This is a genomic window from Terasakiella sp. 4MB5A (assembly GCF_050058155.1).
GTDB classification, from domain to species: Bacteria; Pseudomonadota; Alphaproteobacteria; order Rhodospirillales; family Terasakiellaceae; genus Terasakiella; species Terasakiella halodenitrificans.
In genome coordinates this window covers 2431426-2449922 of sequence record NZ_CP188815.1, presented here as the reverse complement: position 1 = coordinate 2449922, position 18497 = coordinate 2431426, and the positions used below count along the sequence as shown (strand labels likewise).

Here is an 18497-nt window from a genome sequence, read left to right as displayed (position 1 = left end):
TTATTGATGTTTACGTAAACGTTAACTAAGTTGGTAGTGCTAACAGAAAATGGATTGTGAAAAATGAGCGTTTTTAACAGCATTACCCCTCCTATGACGCATCGCAGTACGGTTCAGCAATGGGAATGTGATCATATGGGACATTTAAATGTCCGTCACTACATGGCGAAATTTGATGATGCCGCCTGGACTTTTCTATCAATGCTTGGATTAACCAATCAGTATTTTAAAGAATGTAACGCTGGTGTGGCGGCAGTTGATCATCATGTGACTTATAAGCGAGAATTGATGCCTGGTGATTGCGTTGAAATTCATACGAAGCTTGCGTTACTGGATGGACGAAAGTTTAAGCTGATCCATGAGATGACCCATAGCGTCAGTGGCGAGATTGCCGCAACCTGTGAACTGTTTGGTGTTCATATGGATCGTCAGGCAAGACGCGCGGTTCCATTTCTGGACAATATTATTGCAGCAGGCCAAAAATATTTAACGATACAAGAAGACGCTGCAGAATAAGACAGGAAGGGAGGCCTGAGTTATGAACTTAATCCCGAAAAGCGATAATTATATAGAGCTTGTCCAAAAGGCGTTCGATACGCAGGGATTTATGAAATACCTTGGTGTGGAGATCGCGGAATTACGCCCGGGTTATTGCGAACTTCATCTTCCTTTTAAACCTGAGCTGGATCAGCATCATGGATATTTTCATGGTGGTGTGATTGGTTCTCTCGCAGATGTATCTGGTGGTTTTGCCGGGTTTAGTTTGCTGGCAGAAGGGCAGGCTATGTTAACGGTTGAATATAAGCTGAATATTATTGCTCCCGGTGCAGGTGATTTTTTAAAAGGGGTCGGGCGTGTGGTCAAAGCCGGTCGGACTTTGACAGTGACGGAAATTGACGTGTTTGGCGTTCGTGACGGGATTGAAACGCAATGTGCGACAGCCATTCAAACCCTGATGGCTGTGTCGGCTTAAATTGTCTATTATATATCCTATCTATCAGAGGATTCCTTTCGGTATTCCTAATTTAACTTCTTCTGACATTATGATTAACGGTGACGGTTTGTTTTTTTTGTTATTGGTATAAACAAAAGGATTTCCAAGCCGTTAATGAGCAGGTTTTCCATTATGAAACAAAAATCTCTAAATTTAAGTTGACGTTTACGTAAACGTTAATTACTTTTGACGTAGATTTAAACAGGGAACAACTGGCGCCAGGCGTTGCAAAAATGCGCTGCCGGTTATTTTTAACTCTCAGGGAAATGGGAAAGAGCAATGAGCTTTGTAGAGTATCCGTCTTTGAACTTTAATCTTGGTGAAACAGCAGACATGATCCGCGATACGGTTCGTTCGTTTGCGCAGGAAGAAATCGCACCGATCGCAGAAAAAACCGATCTGGAAAACTCTTTCCCCAATCATATGTGGCCACGTTTTGGTGAGCTGGGCTTGCTTGGTATCACGGTTGATGAAGAATACGGCGGGGCAGGTCTCGGTTATTTGGAACACATTATCGCGATGGAAGAAATCAGCCGGGCTTCTGCTTCAATCGGTTTGTCATATGGCGCGCATTCCAATTTGTGTGTGAATCAGATCAGTCGCAACGGAAATGAAGAACAAAAAAAGAAATACCTGCCGAAGCTGATCTCCGGTGAACATATCGGCGCGTTGGCGATGTCTGAACCGGGGGCGGGCTCTGATGTGGTTTCCATGCGTTTGAAGGCTGAAAAGAAAGGTGATCGTTTTATTCTGAACGGGAATAAAATGTGGATCACTAATGGCCCTGATGCCGATACATTGGTTGTTTATGCCAAAACCGATATGGATGCCGGTCCCAAAGGTATTACGGCCTTTATTATTGAAAAAGGTTTCAAAGGGTTTTCAACAGCGCAAAAACTCGACAAACTCGGTATGCGCGGATCGAATACTTGCGAACTGGTATTCCAGGATTGTGAAGTGCCGGAAGAAAATATTCTGGGCGAATTGAACAAAGGTGTTCGCGTTTTGATGTCCGGTCTGGATTATGAACGTGCAGTTTTGGCCGGTGGTCCGACTGGGATTATGATGGCGTGTATGGATGTGGTTGTGCCTTATATCCACGAACGTAAACAATTTAATCAGTCGATCGGTGAATTCCAGCTCATTCAGGGCAAGGTTGCGGATATGTATTCCACCATGAATGCGTGCCGTGCTTATGTTTATGCGGTTGGGGCGGCCTGTTCGCGTGGGGAAACCACCCGTAAAGATGCGGCTGGTGTTATTCTTTATTCTGCTGAAAAAGCGACACAAATGGCCTTGGATGCTATTCAAATTCTGGGTGGCAATGGCTACATCAATGAATATCCGACAGGTCGCCTGTTGCGTGATGCGAAACTGTACGAAATCGGTGCAGGGACAAGTGAAATCCGCCGTATGCTGATCGGTCGCGAACTGTTTAACGAAACTAAATAATCTGGAGAATACTCAACATGTCAAACGATCCTATTGTCATTGTCGGTTCTGCGCGTACACCTATGGGTGGGATGCAAGGCGATTTTTCCGAATTGGTGGCATCTGAGCTGGGTGCGCAGGCCATCAAGGCGGCTGTCGAGCGTTCCGGCGTGGATGCAAAAGACGTGGGCGAAGTGATCTTCGGGAACGTTTTGGGTGCAGGCCAAGGTCAAGCCCCTGCGCGCCAAGCTGCCCTAGGTGCAGGTCTGGAGTTGAAAACAGGCTGTACCACGATCAACAAGATGTGTGGGTCCGGCATGAAAGCCGCTATGATGGCCCACGATCTGCTGAAAGCAGGTGTCAATGACGTAATGGTTGCCGGTGGTATGGAAAGCATGACAAATGCGCCTTACCTGTTACCCAAGGCACGTGGCGGGATGCGTCTGGGGCATGGCGAAGTCAAAGACCATATGTTCCTTGACGGTCTGGAAGATGCCTATGACAAAGGTCGTTTGATGGGGACGTTTGCCGAAGAATGCGCGCAATCCTACCAATTTACCCGTGAAGAACAGGATGAATTTGCCATTCGTTCGTTAAGTCGTGCAAATGCGGCCATTCAAGATGGTTCCTTCAAAGGCGAGATTGCACCGGTTACAATTAAATCCCGTAAAGGCGAGAAGGTTGTTGAAATTGACGAGCAACCGGGCAAAGCCATGCCGGAAAAAATTCCGACATTGCGCCCTGCTTTTGCCAAAGACGGCACAGTAACGGCTGCGAATTCATCTTCTATTTCAGATGGCGCGGCAGCATTGGTGATGATGCGCCAGTCTGAAGCGGAAAAACGGGGCCTGAAACCATTGGCGCGTGTTGTGGGGCATTCAACCCATGCACAGGAACCGAACCTGTTCACAACAGCACCGGTTTTTGCCATGAAAGAGCTCTTGTCCAATATCGGTTGGTCCAAGGATGATGTGGACTTGTGGGAAATCAACGAAGCTTTTGCTGTTGTGACAATGGCGGCCATTCGTGATCTTGAACTGGATGCGGACAAAGTCAACGTACATGGTGGGGCCTGTGCCCTGGGGCACCCGATCGGCGCGTCTGGTGCGCGTGTGATCGTGACCTTGCTGGCAGCTCTTGAAAAATACGGCAAGACCAAAGGGGTTGCGTCTTTGTGTATTGGTGGTGGCGAAGCAACCGCTATGGCATTTGAGCGCATCGCATAACATCAGTCATGAACTTGTAGAAATAGAGTCAATCAGATGATTCTGAATGAAGAACAAACATTGATCCGCGATATGGTGCGTAATTTCGCGCAAGATCGCATTGCCCCGAATGCGCGTGAGTGGGAGGCCAATGAGGCCTTCCCGCCCGAGATTTTTGCCGAGATGGCAGAGCTTGGCCTGATGGGGATGGTTGCCCCGGCAGAGGTCGGCGGATCGGAAATCGGTTACGTTGGACTTGCACTGGCACTTGAAGAAATTGCCGCCGGAGATGGTGCTTTAAGTACGGTTCTTTCTGTCCATAATTCAGTAGGTTATGGGCCGATTTTAAAGTTTGGCAATGACGAGCAAAAAGAAAAATTCCTCGCCCCGATGGTCGCGGGAGAGAAGCTTGGATGTTTTGCTTTAACTGAGCCCCATACGGGGTCCGACGCCTCTGCTTTGAAGTGTCGGGCAAAGCGTGATGGTGATCATTATGTGCTGAATGGAACCAAGCAATTTATCACGTCGGGAAAGATTGGCGATACGCTCATTGCATTTGCCGTAACGGATCCGGACAAGGGCGGGAAGGGGATTTCTGCCTTTATCGTACCGACGGATACACCCGGTTACATCGTTTCCAGCCTTGAACACAAGATGGGACAAAAAGCATCGGATACCGCACAAATCGTTTTTGAAGATATGCGTATTCCGGCTGAAAACCTCTTAGGGGAAGAAGGCATGGGCTATAAAATCGCCCTGTCCAATCTGGAAAGCGGTCGCATCGGGATTGCGTCACAATGTGTCGGTATGGCGCGTGCGGCGTTGGATGCCGCTGTTGAATATGCCAAAGAACGCGAAGCGTTTGGTAAACCGATCAGCGAACATCAGGCAATTGCGTTTAAACTGGCAGATATGGCAACGCAGGTACATGCCGCCCGTCAGATGGTTCTGCATGCTGCAAGCTTGAAAGATGCGGATCAGCCCTGTTTGAAAGAAGCCTCTATGGCGAAAGTCTTTGCTTCTGAAATGGCGGAACGTGTGTGTTCTGATGCCATTCAGATCTTTGGTGGATATGGCTATTCGTCCGAGTTTCCGGTGGAAAAATATTATCGTGATGTTCGGATTTGCCAAATCTACGAAGGTACCAGCGAAGTTCAGAAAATTGTCATCAGCCGTGCCGTGATTAACGGTTGAAGATGACGTAACGGAGATGAAAACAGTGGACCCGCGCCCGATCGAGTTTTATTTCGATTTCTCTTCACCTTATGCCTATTTAACCAGTACATGGATTAATGAACTGGCTGAAAAATATAATCGTTCGGTGGTTTGGCGCCCGGTTATGTTGGGTGTTGTGTTTCAAGAGACGGGTATGCGTCCGCTGTTTCATCAACCGCTTCGCGGCCCCTATGGCATGCATGATTTTCTGCGAACAGCACGTCTACTAGGTCGCCAAGCTATTGTTCCAAAAGAATTTCCTTATATCTCATTAGCCGTATCAAGGGCCTTTTACTGGTTGGAAGACAATCATAATGATGTGATCTTCGATTTTTCAAAAGCCGTGTTTGCCCGTTATTTCGAAGACGGGATTGCACCAACTACGGATGAGGATGTTGCTGGTTTGGCAACTCTGGTGGGCGTTGATCCGAGGAAGCTGGTTGCAGGATGTCAAGATCCGAAAATCAAGGCTCGATTAAAAGACGAAACAGCAAAAGCAATTGAAAAAGGTGTGTTTGGTGCCCCCTTTATCATTGTTGACGCAGAACCCTTCTGGGGTAATGATCGCAAAGACCAAATCGAAGAATGGTTGAAAACAGGGGGATGGTAAATATGACCAAAGGCCCGATTGAATTTTATTTTGAATTTGGTAGCCCTTATGGCTACTTCGCCGCGCAGGAAATTGATGCGCTCGCTGCTGAATTTGACCGCGAGGTTCTCTGGAAACCTTTTATGCTGGGTCCGGCGTTTAAAACCACGGGATCTCGCCCCTTTATGGATGTGCCGTTAAAAGGTCCTTATTGTGTCAAAGATTGGGAACGCATGGGGGCTTATACAGGCACACCGTGGCAAATGCCGGAAAAATTCCCGGCTGCGATTTTGGCGGCACCGCGTGGATTTTATTGGTTAAAAGATCAAGGGAAGACCTTGAGCGCACACAAATTCGCAAAGGCGGCGTACAAGGCCTATTTTGCAGATGGCCGCCCCATGTGGGAGGTTGAAGAAACCGCAGATGTTGCCGCTGAGTGCGGTATCGATCGCGAAGAGTTTATCAAAGCTGTGACCTCACCAGAGGCCAAACAAAGATTAATCGAAGAAGGTCAGGCTGCTATTGACAGTGGCGTTTTCGGCTCTCCTTTCATCCGTGTGGATGGTGAGGATTTTTGGGGTTGGGACCGTCTGCCAATGGTACGCGACTGGCTTAAAACAGGGAAATGGGGATAATTTATGAGCGTCCTGAAAAGTTCAATTAACACCCGTTCCGAAGATTTCAAGGCAAATGCCGAGGCCATGCAAAAGCAGGTTGATGATCTTCGTAACGTCATTAAGACCGTAAAACAAGGCGGTGGGGTAACGGCAAATGAACGTCACATTCGCCGTGGTAAATTGCTGGCGCGTGAACGTATTCGCCGCTTGCTGGATGTCGGTTCACCATTTCTGGAACTGTCCCAGCTTGCGGGTTGGGAAATGTATCCCGAAGACGGCACCATTGCCGCAGGCGGTGTGATTACCGGGATCGGTCGTATCGAAGGTCAGGAATGTATGATCGTCGCCAATGATCCGACGGTAAAAGGCGGGTCTTATTACCCGATCACGGTGAAGAAGCACTTGCGCGCTCAAGAAATTGCCATGCAGAACAATCTGCCTTGTGTCTATTTGGTGGAATCCGGTGGGGCCAACCTGCCGCGCCAGGACGAAGTTTTCCCCGATCGGGATCATTTTGGCCGTATTTTCTATAACCAAGCCAATATGTCCGGCCAGAACATTCCGCAAGTTGCGGTCGTTCATGGATCCTGTACGGCGGGTGGGGCATATGTGCCTGCCATGTCCGATGAAAGCATTATTGTTAAAGAACAAGGCACAATCTTTTTGGGTGGCCCACCGTTGGTGAAAGCCGCAACGGGCGAGGTTGTAAGCGCCGAAGATTTGGGTGGGGCAGACGTTCACTGTAAAACATCCGGTGTAGCGGACCATTACGCACAAGATGACGGGCATGCCCTTGCCTTGGCGCGTCAGGTTGTTCGTAACCTGAACCGTGTGAAAAATCCAAATCTGGATATTCGTGAGCCGGAAGAACCACTTTATGATGCCAAGGAACTGTACGGTATTATTCCGGCAGATACCAAAAAACCGTTTGATATCCGAGAAGTTATTGCACGCATTGTGGATGGGTCGCGTTTTGATGAATTTAAGGCGCTGTACGGTACAACACTTGTCTGTGGTTTTGCCCATTTGTACGGCTATCCGGTCGGGATTGTGGCGAACAACGGTATTTTGTTCTCTGAAAGTGCACAAAAAGGCGCTCACTTTATTGAACTGTGTGCCCAACGTGGTATTCCGCTGCTGTACTTGCAAAATATTACCGGCTTCATGGTTGGTCGTAAGTACGAGGCCGAAGGTATTGCCAAACATGGTGCCAAGATGGTGACGGCGACAGCTTGTGCGAATGTGCCGAAAATCACCTGTGTGATTGGCGGGTCTTTTGGGGCAGGCAACTACGCCATGTGTGGACGTGGTTATTCTCCGAACTTTATGTTCATGTGGCCGAATTCGCGTATTTCCGTGATGGGGGGCGAACAGGCCGCTGGCGTTCTGTCGACCATCAAGCGTGACGGGATGGAACGCAAAGGCGAAGAATGGCCTGCTGAGGCAGAAGCGGAATTCAAAAAACCGATTTTGGAAAAATACGAAAAAGAAGGTCATCCTTATTACGCATCCGCCCGTCTGTGGGATGATGGTATTTTTGATCCTGTCGATACACGCATGATGTTGGGCTTGTCCCTGTCTGCGGCCCTGAACAAACCGATTGAGCCGACGAAGTTCGGCGTGTTCCGGATGTAAGGGGGCAATGGATCAATGAGCGAAACTTCAAAAATCGAAATTGATGCGCGCGGTGTGGCGACACTGACCATGACGCGTGGGGATATGCATAACGCGTTTGACGATGCGATGATTGCTGACCTGACGTTGAAGCTGAAAGAACTGGATGCCAACGATGCGGTCCGTGTGGTCGTCTTGGCGGCAGAGGGCAAAAGCTTCAGTGCCGGGGCGGACCTGAACTGGATGAAACGCATGGCGGGGTATTCTTATGAAGAAAACTTCAGCGATGCGATGGGGCTGGGTGGTTTGCTGCAAACACTGAATTTCCTGTCCAAACCGACGATTGCCCGTGTTCAAGGCGCAGCATTCGGCGGTGGGGTCGGGCTGGTTGCAGCTTGTGACATGGCTGTCGGTACAGAACGTGCAAGCTTTTGTTTATCCGAGGTCAAACTAGGACTGATCCCGGCGGTGATTTCCCCTTATGTGGTCAATGCAATGGGGCAACGTGCGTCGCGCCGTTATATGTTGACGGCAGAACGGTTCAAGGCCGATGAAGCTTTGCGTTTTGGCTTGTTGCACCGTGTGGTGAATGAAGACGAGCTGGACGGCGCGGTCGAAGACCTGATTGCCAGCTTGATGATTGCAGGCCCCAATTCTGTTGCAGCCTGCAAAGATCTGGTTTTTGCAGTTTATAATCGTCCGGTCGATGAGGCGGTGATTAAAGAAACAGCTGAACGTATTGCCAAACAACGCGCGTCCGATGAAGGAAAAGAAGGCTTGAGCGCTTTTCTGGAAAAACGAAAACCAGCTTGGGTCGAGGGGTAAGAACAATGTTTAATAAAATTCTAATTGCAAACCGTGGCGAGATTGCTTGCCGTGTGATTAAAACGGCGCGCCGGATGGGCGTGAAGACGGTTGCGGTTTATTCCGATGCCGATGCTGGTGCCATGCATGTGGCAATGGCGGATGAAGCTTTTCATATCGGCGGATCAGCCGCAGCGGAAAGTTATCTGTGTTACGATAAAATTATTGATGTCTGTAAAAAATCCGGGGCGCAAGCCGTGCATCCGGGCTATGGCTTCTTGTCGGAAAATGCTGCCTTTTGCCGGGCTTTGGCAGAAAATGACATTACCTTTATTGGCCCGCCTGTCGGCGCGATTGAGGCAATGGGGTCCAAATCCGAAGCCAAAAAAATTATGGAAAATGCCAATGTTCCGTTGGTACCCGGCTTTCACGGTGAAGAACAAAGCGTGGAATTGATGCTGAGCGAAGCCGAAAAAATCGGTTATCCGGTCATCTTGAAAGCCTCTGCCGGTGGGGGCGGAAAAGGGATGCGCGTCGTCTGGAATGCAGATGAAATGTCTGCGGCCTATGACGCTGCCAAACGCGAAGCCATGAAAGGCTTTGGTGATGATCATATGTTGATTGAAAAATACCTGACCAAACCGCGCCATGTGGAAATTCAGGTCTTTGCCGATCAACATGACAATGTGGTCTATCTGTTTGAGCGCGATTGTTCTGTTCAACGTCGCCACCAAAAAGTATTTGAAGAAGCCCCCGCCCCGATGATGGCGCAAGACCTGCGCAGTAAAATGGGGGAGGCCGCCTGTAATGCCGCACGCGCCATTGGGTATGAAGGCGCGGGAACGGTCGAATTCTTGCTGGATGAAGACGGATCTTTCTATTTCATGGAAATGAACACCCGCTTGCAGGTGGAACATCCGGTTACAGAAATGATCACAGGCGAAGACCTTGTGGAATGGCAATTGCGTGTGGCAGCCGGTCAAAACCTGCCGCGCAAACAGGATGATTTGACGATTAATGGTCATGCCATTGAAGTACGCGTTTATGCCGAAGACCCGGATAATGATTTCCTTCCGGCAACCGGGAAATTAAAACATCTGCGCCCACCGCAAGAAAGTGCGCATGTGCGGATTGATACCGGTGTGCGTGAAGGGGATGAAGTCTCCATTCATTATGATCCGATGATTTCCAAACTGATCGTTTGGGCCAATACACGCGAAGGGGCGTTGCGTCATTTGCGTAAAGCCTTGAACGAATATCAGGTTGTCGGTGTCACAACGAATATTGAGTTTTTGGCAACCGTTGCGGCACACCCTGCGTTTGTGAATTTTGATGTGGATACGGGCTTTATTGCAAAACATGAAAATGATTTGTTCCCGGATCGTGAAAATATCACCGATGATGCCTTGGCTTTGGCTTGTCTGGATGTCTTTATCAGTCGTGATGAAGAAGCCCAGTCTCATGCTGATTGGTCAGGCGATCCGTTTAGCCCGTGGAACAGTACCAGCGGTTTCCGTATGAATGATGACAACCATCATGAGCTTTATTTCATCAATGGCGAAGACATTATCACCGTGACCTGTCATTACCGTGACGAAGGCTACCTGATGGAGTTGCCGGGCGCTGATGTCATGGTGCGTGGTGTGCGTGATGAAAACGGGGATTTATTGGCTGATCTGGGTGGTCGCCGGATGAAGGCAACCGTGGTTCGTCATGGCGATGGACTGGAAATTCTGGTTCATGGACAAGCCCATGCTTTGAAACTGTTTGATCCATTGGCTGCGGCAGAAGGCATGAACGAAGCAAGCGGTTCCTTGACCTCGCCCATGCCGGGTAAAGTGGTTGCTGTTTTGGTGGAAAAGGATCAGGAAGTCAAAGAAGGTGATAACCTGATGATCCTTGAAGCCATGAAGATGGAACATACCATTTCCGCCCCGATGGACGGTGTGGTTGTCGATATCTTCTTTAATGCCGGTGATCAGCTTGAAGAAGGTGTGGAGCTGTTGAAAATCGACAGCGAATAAATCTTGTTTAAAATTGCTCTAATAACTGTAAAGTGTCCTCCTGTGTCTCAGCAGGGGGCCTTTATTTAGGGAGAAAACAATGACTTTACCCAAGAAAGTCAAAATCGTAGATGTCGGCCCACGCGACGGCCTGCAAAATGAAAAAGAAATTGTACCGACGGATGCCAAGGTCGAATTGATCCATCGTCTTGCGGATGCGGGTCTTCCTGTGGTTGAGGCGGGCAGCTTTGTATCACCCAAGTGGGTGCCGCAGATGGGCGATAGCGCAGAAATTATGAAAACGATTACCCGCAAGGCTGGCGTTTCCTATCCAGTTCTGACCCCCAATATGAAGGGGTTTGAAGGGGCGATGGCAGTGGATGCGCAAGAGGTAGCGATTTTTGGCGCAGCGTCTGAAAGCTTTTCACAAAAGAACATCAACTGTTCGATTGCAGAAAGCCTTGCTCGTTTTAAACCGATCATGACGGCGGCAAAAGAAAATAACATTGCGGTGCGGGGATATGTTTCCTGTGTGATTGGTTGTCCGTATGAAGGCGATATTGCACCGGAAAAAGTCGCGGAAGTTGCGGCCAAGCTCTATGAAATGGGCTGCTATGAAATCTCGCTTGGCGACACGGTTGGGGTGGGGACACCGGGCAAGGTTCAGGATATGTTAAGGGCCGTTAGTGCGGTTGTCCCGATGGAAAAACTGGCTGTTCACTTCCATGATACGTATGGGCAGGCGTTGGCAAATATCTATGCAGCCCTTGAAATGGGCGTGTCGGTCGTGGACTCGTCTGTTGCCGGATTGGGCGGCTGTCCTTATGCCAAAGGGGCATCGGGTAATGTGGCAACCGAAGATGTTGTTTACATGTTAAACGGATTGGGTATTGAAACCGGCGTCGATTTGGATAAATTGTGCGAGGCAGGACGCTTCATCAGTAATGTAATCGGTCGCGCACCTGCATCCAAGGTATCATTGGCATTAGGCGCACGTTGTTAATCGGATAAACAGGTTCATGTGCGCCTGTTACAGTATATGGGGCGTACATGAACAAATCCGTTATGACCAATCTGGTTGCATTGTTATTCTGTGTAATCGGCTATTTTCTACCTGCACATGGTGATCTGTTTTTCACAGTTGGTCTTTTTGCGCTATCCGGTGGGATTACGAACTGGCTTGCCGTTCATATGCTGTTTGAAAAAATCCCCTTTTTGTATGGTTCAGGTGTGATCCCCAGTCGGTTTGAAGATTTTAAAGCCGGGATCAAAAAACTGATTGTTGAAGAATTCTTTTCTCACGAACATATCGAACGTTTTTTTCTGCAAAGTAGCGAGTCTATGGGATCGTCTATTGTTGAAAAGATCGATTTTGACCGGGTTTTTAATGGTTTGACAGAGGCAATCGAAGGCTCAACCCTGGGCGGGATGTTGTCGATGGTCGGTGGGCGTAAAGCCTTGGAACCTTTGCGTGAACCTGTAACCCAGAAACTTCAAAATATTGTCGGTGAGCTTGCGGAAAATTCAACCAAAGGGACCAGTACGCAAGATGTAACAGCAGCATTGGTCGCAAAGGTTGAAGTTATTATCGACAATCGTTTGAACGAACTGACACCGCAAAATGTGAAAGACATTGTACAGGATATGATCCGCAAACATTTGGGGTGGCTGGTTGTTTGGGGTGGTGTATTCGGTGGTCTTATTGGTCTGGTTATTGGTTTGATTTAGTTTTAGTTTTCAAATTTCTTTGGGCAAATGCCAACAAAGCTGTCTTTCTGTCCTGAAAAATATTTTGACTCTTTAAGGATTTAAGTGCGTTTAGTCCATTAAGAGAGATTGCAATTTCAGGTAATAAGCCACAAATGGCAATTTCGCTACCGTCTTGAGAAAGCGTTTGTATGGCTTCTTTTAAGGTAAGGGCTGCGGTCGTATCAATATAAGTTGTGCTGGAAAAATCAAAGAGAACGATTTTTGATTTATGGTCCCCATCCAGCTTGGCAAAGGCCGTTTTTGCCGCAGCGAAGCTGAGCGGACCGTCGAAGTGATAAAACACCAAGAAATGCGATAGGTTCTGCAGGGCTGTTTTTTCTTCCGGGCTTAAACGGTTTATGGATTGGCCTTCGTCATCATTGTCCCCCTGAAATCGTTGCACACCTTTGGCTTGAAGATCGGCCATATGTTTGACAAATGTTAAGCTGGCTAAAACCAACCCGGCACCAACGGCAATAATCAGATCAACAAAAACGGTCAGAAACAAGACCAGCAACATATGGACAACCCCCTTGCGTGGTGCTGTCCTAATCAGTTGCAGGTAATTCCAGTCGATAATATCCCAACCAACTTTCATCAAAATTCCGGCAAGAACGGCGTGTGGTATTTTTTCCGCCAGTGGGCCAAGTCCCATAACCATCGCAAACAGGATAAGAGCGTGGATAATCCCGGATAACGGGGTCATGCCGCCGGCCCGAATATTGATAACTGTTCGCATGGTCGCGCCTGCCCCGGGAATGGCACCGAACAGTCCGGCGATTGCATTGCCGATACCTTGACCGATTAATTCACGATTGGAATTATGCGGCTTTTTTGTCAGGCTATCGGCGATAAGTGATGTCAGCAAGCTGTCGATAGATCCGAGCAAAGCAAGAATAAGGGCGGACCCCAACATATCGGTTAAGGCGTTATATGTTATTGTCGGGATGTGAATTTCCGGAAATCCAGTGGGAATATCCCCGATGACGGGTGCATTCGGTAAAAATGTTAAAACACACAGGGTTCCGATAATCAGGGACAATAAAGGGGCGGGTAAAACGTTACTTAGCCGTTTGGGCCAAACGACCATCAAGACCAAAGACAATAAGCCGACAAATAAGGCGTCGCTGTTTATATGTGAAAGCATATCGGGTAAGGCATTTAAGGCGCCGACGGTACCGCCTTTTGGAATATCTTGTCCGAGCAAAGGGGCTGTTTGCAAAATAATGATGATACAGCCGATACCGGACATAAAACCGGAAATAACCGTATAAGGGACAAGCGAGATAAGGCTTCCCAGACGAAATATGCCAAATAAAATTTGCAAAATTCCGCCCATAACCACGACACTAAAGGCCATAACCGGATCGTTTGCATATTGCATAATCACAGCGGCCATAACAACGGTCATCGGACCTGTAGGACCGGAGACTTGAGACGGCGTTCCTCCAAAAGCAGAAGCAAAAAAGCCAACGAGAATGGCACCCCATAACCCTGCTAGCGGCCCCGCACCGGAGGCTACGCCAAATGCGAGAGCCAGAGGCAAAGCAACAACAGCAGCGGTTACACCGCCATAAAAATCACCTTTGATATTTGAAAAAATATTCATGGGCTGGCCTGTATTGCTTTGTCGAGCCAACCTGAAAAGGTGGGGCTGAGTTCTGCTGTAGGTGGATGTGATGTATTAATTTTTTTTTATGATCTCTCAGCATGCCATAGGAATAGTTGACTAAGCAACTATTTTGTCGTGCGATAATTCTTAATGGGCCGGGAGCTTGTATTGCTCTCGTATGCGGGCGTAATCACCGTTTTGTCGGATAGATTGTAATTGAATGTTGAATCTGTCGCGTAGTTTTGGATCTTGAAAACCAACGTACCACCAGAGTTCGTTGTTTTGCGAGACAGGGGCATATGTAAAATCAAGATCCAGCTGATTGCGTTCTGTGTCTTCCATGGAAGGTAGAATTTTTTGGACCCACCAGGCGAGTAAAGTTTCATCAATAATGATCGCGTCAAAAGATCCTACGAGCCAACGTTGGACCTGAGCTTTTTGAAGTGGAAATTCTTTATAGAGTTGGAATTTTCTCATCTCTTTACGAAAATCACTTCCTAAATGAAACATGGCCCCTTGCCAGGCATTGACGCGATGTCCGGTTAAGTCTCGCCAATTGTGAAAGACAATGTTGTCTTTTTTTCGTGTAACGACAAAATTACGATAGGAAATAAAGGGATTGGAATAATAAAGATCTGGATTGGTTGGTTGAACCTCAACTGCAATATCCGCGTCACCTTGTGTTAATGCGAGTACCATGCGTTTATTTGGATAAAAAGAGGGGATGATATCGACCCCCATTTTTTGAAATATCGCATTGGCCAATTCCCACGAAATTCCACGAGGTGGGTCATTGTCGATAAAGGGAGGGCGTGAAATACCAAAAACAACTTTTAACGGCTCTTTTGCCATTGTGTTTTCCGGGAAAACTATGGAAATAAAGCACAAGAACAGGATCGTTAAAAACAGGCGTAAGTTCACTATCATTCTCCCATATTAGATTTACTCTAATGTAATATCGGGTTTGGTTCAAACTTATTTTATCTATCTTAGGGTGATGTGATCTGTGGGTTCTCAGGCTGGACCTTTTAAGTCAGACATGCGACAAAGGGCAGACTTTAAACAAGAGATAAACGATGACGATTCATATTCGAAAACTTGCCGCCCGTGTGGAAGATATAGAGGAACTGGAAAACATTCAGGCCCGCAAATTACAGGATTATGGAACGCTTTTCACCTACACGCGCAATACGCCCAAACGGAAAGAAGAGCTGTTGGATGGTGGTTCCTTATATTGGGTCATAAAAGGTCATTTCCGTGTACGCCAAGAGATCATCGGTTTTGAAGAAGAAATGGATGATGAAGGACGTAAATATTGCCTTATCATTCTCAAACCAGGTTTGATCCGTACAGAGCTGAAACAGCAAAAAGCATTTCAGGGGTGGCGTTACTTTGAAGACAAAGACATTCCACGCGATATTGATGAACGCGGTAATGAGGGAGATCAGTTACCTGAAGATATGCAGTCCGAGTTACGAGAACTTGGTTTGCTTTAGGGGAATTATGCCAAGGGGTCAGTTTGAAAGAGAGTTACCCGGATACCACCATGTGAGAAAGAGGTTTTACTCTTCTTAAACGGTAGTTCTGTGGTCTTCGCCAAGGCATCGTTATTGGTAATAATTGCGACACGCCAGCCTTTAAATTTCTCGGAGAGTGTCTTTCCCAAGGCACTGTAGAGCGGGAACAGTTTTTTTGTTTCCCCAATACGCCCGCCATAAGGGGGATTGACAATAACCAGCCCACTCAGGCCATCCGGTGCCGTTAAATGACTGATAGCCTGTTTTTCAAAATGACATAAGGCATCAATACCTGAACGTTTTGCATTGGCACGACTGATGTTAATCGCGCCGCTATCACGGTCAAACCCGTAAAAACGGATGTTCTTTTCGGGTTTCTGAGACGTTTGTGCCCTTGCTTCTTTTAATTTTTCCCAACGTGTTTCATCAAAATTTGCAAGTTGTTCAAAGGCAAAGCTGCGACTGCGTCCCGGTGCAAGATTTGCAGCGATTTCACCTGCTTCAATAACGAATGTACCGGACCCGCACATGGGGTCGAGAACGGGTTCATGGGCGGTGAACTGGCATTGACGCAATAAAAGGGCCGCCAGAGTTTCGCGCATAGGGGCTTTGTTGACGGCTTCTTTGTGCCCGCGTTTATGCAGGCCGGTTCCTGAGGTATCGAGGCTGATTGTGCATAAATCTTCGATGATACGGACTTTGATGCATAGATCGGCATCGTCTGAAATCGGGGCACCGAGTTCTTCTGTGATTGCGGTTTCAATGCGTTGTTTCGCTGCCCCTTGATGATATATCTTTGATTTTTTGCAGGTTACCTCGACACGGACCGGGGTATCGTTGCGCAAAGTGTCTTGCCAAGGAAAGCGCCGGGCGCGTTTATCCAACTGTGCCAAATGCATGGCGCGAAATGTACCAAGGCGCACTAAAACCTTGCTGGCCCCGCGCAAATCCAGATTGGCGCGCCAGACATCAAGCCAGCTACCTTTGACGGTAACGCCGCCTTTGGCACTTACGGGTTTTTTGAATCCTTTTTCAACAGCTTCTGATTTAAGGGCTGGTTCAAGGCCTGGGACCGTGACTAGGAATATTTCGAGATCTGTTTGTGTGTTCATGGCGCATACTTATCCTGTAAAGGAGCAAGCGTCGATAGATTTATGATCCGATGGTTATGTTTATTTGTAGTTCTTTTGTACAGAGGAAACGATTTGGCTGGCAAAGTCTGTCCCATTGTTTGTCGCATGAAACGTTGCTGAGATTGCCGCAGAAAGCTCGGGCAGGAGTTCCAGATCCTTGCGTTTCGGGAGTGTCCCGCTTTCCCACAATGACGTGGCAACTTTCTGTAAGGTTGCGACCAAGTGGGACAGGTGGTCAAAATCGCTTTCTTCCAATCTTTTGGCAATATCTTCGGCAACAACAACAAGGCGTTGCGCCATACCGAGGCTTTCTTTGTTGAATTGCCCGGCCTGATAGGCGGGAACGATATGATTGACCAGATAGCCGATTTGGAAAGCATGTCGTTCGATTTTTTGCGCGTTGATATTCCAGAATGAACTTTCGACATCCTTTTGGAATTTACGAGGATCAAACTTTCCCTCTGCTTTTAAAGCAATGCTGTTAGGCACATCCATTGTCGGAATGTCTTGTGTACCGGGTCGTTTAGAGGAACGCCTGTCTGGGCCGATGTAGTCGGTAGTCACAACAAAGGGTTTGCGTTTGGCAACCAGATAGTTAATGCGATCAAGGACTTTTTGGGCAACAACGGGTTTAATTTGCAGATCGTCCAATCCAGCCTGAGAGGCGGCCCGAACGATGTTTTCGTTGGGTTCATCAATAAATAGAATGATGGAACAAAAAGGGTTGTTCCCATATTGGTTGTGACGCAATTCACGCACTGCTTCACAGATATCACCACCGGGTAGGCTGATATCGCAGAGAAGCAAATCAGGGCATTTGACCAGAATGTGCTCGATCATTTGGTCAAGGTCGCCAGCGTTATGTATTTTGCGAAAACCGGATTGATTCAAAATACCTTTTAGTCCGCTGCGGACCAGTTGGTTCTGGTCCGCAATCAGAATATCGATATCCTGAAAATCGTACTTTTTCACACCCGATCCTTACGTTTGTATATGCGCCTGATTTGAGGAACATAACATTGAACGGATGCATACCCTAGCTTTTTGAAAATAAAAATTTCTCAAATACAGGTTGGGGGAGGCTTCTGATTAATTTGCTTAAAACAAGTAAAACAAGGAAGGCAAATAAGAGACGGGCAAAGAGAATACCACTGAGGTCTGCACCAAGGGCAAGGATGAGCAAGGTATCTTCTAGTGCGCTGTGGAACAGACACATGAAGCTGAGTGAGAGAAATATATCCTGTGAAGACATTTTACCTTCCTTGGCTTCGCGCAGAATTAACGCCCCCCCATATCCAAGACCCAACATAACACCGATCATGGTTACGGGAATAGCATTGGCACTGATCCCCATTAATCCGAGAAGGGGCGAAAGAGCTTTGGAAATCAAGTCGGTAATTTTCAATAAATCCAATATTTTGAGCAAGAGCACGAGGGCAAAGATAATCCAGAAGATAGAGAAGAGAGAGATAACACTATCCACGCCCCATTGTTGCCAGCTGGCATCGGCTTTGGTGGCCGGCAACCATGAGATGACACCATTTTCCTGTAACATATCAAATGATGTATAGACCAGGTTTAGAATTGCCCCCAATGACATTGCACCAACTATGCGCAAAGCTGTTGTCGCAATCAGGCTTGGCCCGGATTTTTGGACAATGCGTTGTTCGATCGGCAGGCTATGTGCAATCAGGATCATGGTTCCCAAGACCGTAATTTGGGCAACGCTCATGGGGGCTTCGGGCAAGAGGGCGACAAGGGCGACCATACCGGCATAAATGTTGACCAGCATGGCTGTTGTCCAGACGATCCCCGCTTCAGGCGGCAAGCCGACAAGGTCCATGAATGGGGTAAAAATGATGCTTACATACTCAATCAGGCCGAATTCAACGGCAATGCGAACCAGTACCATAATCGGTACCATAACTTTTAGAAGTTCCCAATAAAGGGTGAGGCTATCACAAAATGGTTTTTTGACCCAGTTGAACAGTGCTTTCATGATTTTATCCTTAGA

At 47.7% G+C, this 18497-nt stretch carries 18 protein-coding genes; 13 read left to right on the top strand and 5 right to left on the bottom strand.

Features of this window, described 5'->3' with window-relative positions; genetic code table 11:
- The first annotated feature begins 63 nt into the window (after positions 1-63).
- The 12 genes from ACI0FF_RS11375 (at position 64) to ACI0FF_RS11320 (ending at position 12200) form a co-directional block, all read left to right on the top strand.
- Positions 64-516, top strand: coding sequence for an acyl-CoA thioesterase (locus tag ACI0FF_RS11375; protein WP_419796968.1), 453 nt, complete (start codon positions 64-66; stop codon positions 514-516).
- 22 nt (positions 517-538) lie between these two features.
- Positions 539-973, top strand: coding sequence for a PaaI family thioesterase (locus ACI0FF_RS11370; RefSeq protein ID WP_419796967.1), 435 nt, complete (start codon positions 539-541; stop codon positions 971-973).
- 300 nt (positions 974-1273) lie between these two features.
- The gene (locus tag ACI0FF_RS11365; RefSeq protein WP_188663936.1) at positions 1274-2446 is read left to right on the top strand and encodes an isovaleryl-CoA dehydrogenase; all 1173 of its coding nucleotides are present in this window, start codon (positions 1274-1276) and stop codon (positions 2444-2446) included.
- A gap of 17 nt (positions 2447-2463) precedes the next feature.
- Positions 2464-3651 carry an acetyl-CoA C-acyltransferase gene (locus ACI0FF_RS11360; RefSeq protein ID WP_419796966.1) on the top strand — a complete coding sequence of 396 codons (1188 nt, stop codon included), beginning with the start codon at positions 2464-2466 and terminating at the stop codon, positions 3649-3651.
- 36 nt (positions 3652-3687) lie between these two features.
- Entirely contained in the window at positions 3688-4824 is a 1137-nt protein-coding gene (locus tag ACI0FF_RS11355; protein WP_419796965.1) for an acyl-CoA dehydrogenase, read from the top strand.
- A gap of 16 nt (positions 4825-4840) precedes the next feature.
- Complete coding sequence (locus ACI0FF_RS11350; protein WP_419796964.1) at positions 4841-5455, top strand: 2-hydroxychromene-2-carboxylate isomerase; 615 nt, start codon at positions 4841-4843, stop codon at positions 5453-5455.
- 2 nt (positions 5456-5457) lie between these two features.
- Positions 5458-6069: a 2-hydroxychromene-2-carboxylate isomerase gene (locus tag ACI0FF_RS11345; protein WP_419796963.1), complete on the top strand. Its 612-nt coding sequence runs from the start codon at positions 5458-5460 to the stop codon at positions 6067-6069.
- A 3-nt stretch (positions 6070-6072) separates the two neighbouring features.
- Positions 6073-7686, top strand: coding sequence for a carboxyl transferase domain-containing protein (locus ACI0FF_RS11340; RefSeq protein ID WP_419796962.1), 1614 nt, complete (start codon positions 6073-6075; stop codon positions 7684-7686).
- A 15-nt stretch (positions 7687-7701) separates the two neighbouring features.
- On the top strand, positions 7702-8490 hold the full coding sequence (locus tag ACI0FF_RS11335; RefSeq protein ID WP_419796961.1) for an enoyl-CoA hydratase/isomerase family protein: 789 nt from the start codon (positions 7702-7704) through the stop codon (positions 8488-8490).
- 5 nt (positions 8491-8495) lie between these two features.
- Positions 8496-10493 carry an acetyl/propionyl/methylcrotonyl-CoA carboxylase subunit alpha gene (locus ACI0FF_RS11330; protein ID WP_419796960.1) on the top strand — a complete coding sequence of 666 codons (1998 nt, stop codon included), beginning with the start codon at positions 8496-8498 and terminating at the stop codon, positions 10491-10493.
- A 79-nt stretch (positions 10494-10572) separates the two neighbouring features.
- Positions 10573-11475 carry a hydroxymethylglutaryl-CoA lyase gene (locus tag ACI0FF_RS11325; RefSeq protein WP_419796959.1) on the top strand — a complete coding sequence of 301 codons (903 nt, stop codon included), beginning with the start codon at positions 10573-10575 and terminating at the stop codon, positions 11473-11475.
- Between the two features lie 47 nt (positions 11476-11522).
- Positions 11523-12200, top strand: a complete 678-nt coding sequence (locus ACI0FF_RS11320; protein ID WP_419796958.1) for a DUF445 domain-containing protein — start codon at positions 11523-11525, stop codon at positions 12198-12200.
- Here the strand turns inward: ACI0FF_RS11320 and ACI0FF_RS11315 are convergent.
- Both ACI0FF_RS11315 and ACI0FF_RS11310 read right to left on the bottom strand, forming a co-directional pair.
- The gene (locus ACI0FF_RS11315) at positions 12184-13830 is read right to left on the bottom strand and encodes a SulP family inorganic anion transporter (protein ID WP_419796957.1); all 1647 of its coding nucleotides are present in this window, start codon (positions 13828-13830) and stop codon (positions 12184-12186) included. The two genes, ACI0FF_RS11320 and ACI0FF_RS11315, sit on opposite strands and share 17 nt — an antisense overlap.
- Before the next feature lie 150 nt (positions 13831-13980).
- Positions 13981-14754 carry a substrate-binding periplasmic protein gene (locus ACI0FF_RS11310; RefSeq protein WP_419796956.1) on the bottom strand — a complete coding sequence of 258 codons (774 nt, stop codon included), beginning with the start codon at positions 14752-14754 and terminating at the stop codon, positions 13981-13983.
- A 155-nt stretch (positions 14755-14909) separates the two neighbouring features.
- On the opposite strand from ACI0FF_RS11310, the gene ACI0FF_RS11305 reads away from it, so the two are divergent.
- The gene (locus ACI0FF_RS11305; RefSeq protein WP_419796955.1) at positions 14910-15329 is read left to right on the top strand and encodes a DUF1489 family protein; all 420 of its coding nucleotides are present in this window, start codon (positions 14910-14912) and stop codon (positions 15327-15329) included.
- 5 nt (positions 15330-15334) lie between these two features.
- Here the strand turns inward: ACI0FF_RS11305 and ACI0FF_RS11300 are convergent, their stop codons facing one another.
- The 3 genes from ACI0FF_RS11300 to ACI0FF_RS11290 all read right to left on the bottom strand — a co-directional run bounded on the left by ACI0FF_RS11300 (position 15335) and on the right by ACI0FF_RS11290 (position 18482).
- On the bottom strand, positions 15335-16462 hold the full coding sequence (locus ACI0FF_RS11300; protein WP_419796954.1) for a THUMP domain-containing class I SAM-dependent RNA methyltransferase: 1128 nt from the start codon (positions 16460-16462) through the stop codon (positions 15335-15337).
- Between the two features lie 60 nt (positions 16463-16522).
- Positions 16523-17455: a response regulator gene (locus ACI0FF_RS11295; protein WP_419796953.1), complete on the bottom strand. Its 933-nt coding sequence runs from the start codon at positions 17453-17455 to the stop codon at positions 16523-16525.
- A gap of 64 nt (positions 17456-17519) precedes the next feature.
- Positions 17520-18482, bottom strand: a complete 963-nt coding sequence (locus ACI0FF_RS11290) for a nucleoside recognition protein (protein WP_419796952.1) — start codon at positions 18480-18482, stop codon at positions 17520-17522.
- Positions 18483-18497 lie beyond the last annotated feature (15 nt).

Excerpts from the sequence above, each read along its gene's own strand:
- ACI0FF_RS11340 (WP_419796962.1), top strand. The coding sequence starts at position 6,073 with ATGAGCGTCCTGAAAAGTTCAATTAACACCCGTTCCGAAGATTTCAAG.
- ACI0FF_RS11360 (WP_419796966.1), top strand. The coding sequence starts at position 2,464 with ATGTCAAACGATCCTATTGTCATTGTCGGTTCTGCGCGTACACCTATG.
- ACI0FF_RS11345 (WP_419796963.1), top strand. The coding sequence starts at position 5,458 with ATGACCAAAGGCCCGATTGAATTTTATTTTGAATTTGGTAGCCCTTAT.
- ACI0FF_RS11315 (WP_419796957.1), bottom strand. The coding sequence starts at position 13,830 with ATGAATATTTTTTCAAATATCAAAGGTGATTTTTATGGCGGTGTAACC.
- ACI0FF_RS11300 (WP_419796954.1), bottom strand. The coding sequence starts at position 16,462 with ATGAACACACAAACAGATCTCGAAATATTCCTAGTCACGGTCCCAGGC.
- ACI0FF_RS11290 (WP_419796952.1), bottom strand. The coding sequence starts at position 18,482 with ATGAAAGCACTGTTCAACTGGGTCAAAAAACCATTTTGTGATAGCCTC.
- ACI0FF_RS11305 (WP_419796955.1), top strand. The coding sequence starts at position 14,910 with ATGACGATTCATATTCGAAAACTTGCCGCCCGTGTGGAAGATATAGAG.
- ACI0FF_RS11370 (WP_419796967.1), top strand. The coding sequence starts at position 539 with ATGAACTTAATCCCGAAAAGCGATAATTATATAGAGCTTGTCCAAAAG.
- ACI0FF_RS11355 (WP_419796965.1), top strand. The coding sequence starts at position 3,688 with ATGATTCTGAATGAAGAACAAACATTGATCCGCGATATGGTGCGTAAT.
- ACI0FF_RS11335 (WP_419796961.1), top strand. The coding sequence starts at position 7,702 with ATGAGCGAAACTTCAAAAATCGAAATTGATGCGCGCGGTGTGGCGACA.
- ACI0FF_RS11375 (WP_419796968.1), top strand. The coding sequence starts at position 64 with ATGAGCGTTTTTAACAGCATTACCCCTCCTATGACGCATCGCAGTACG.
- ACI0FF_RS11365 (WP_188663936.1), top strand. The coding sequence starts at position 1,274 with ATGAGCTTTGTAGAGTATCCGTCTTTGAACTTTAATCTTGGTGAAACA.
- ACI0FF_RS11325 (WP_419796959.1), top strand. The coding sequence starts at position 10,573 with ATGACTTTACCCAAGAAAGTCAAAATCGTAGATGTCGGCCCACGCGAC.
- ACI0FF_RS11320 (WP_419796958.1), top strand. The coding sequence starts at position 11,523 with ATGAACAAATCCGTTATGACCAATCTGGTTGCATTGTTATTCTGTGTA.
- ACI0FF_RS11350 (WP_419796964.1), top strand. The coding sequence starts at position 4,841 with ATGAAAACAGTGGACCCGCGCCCGATCGAGTTTTATTTCGATTTCTCT.
- ACI0FF_RS11330 (WP_419796960.1), top strand. The coding sequence starts at position 8,496 with ATGTTTAATAAAATTCTAATTGCAAACCGTGGCGAGATTGCTTGCCGT.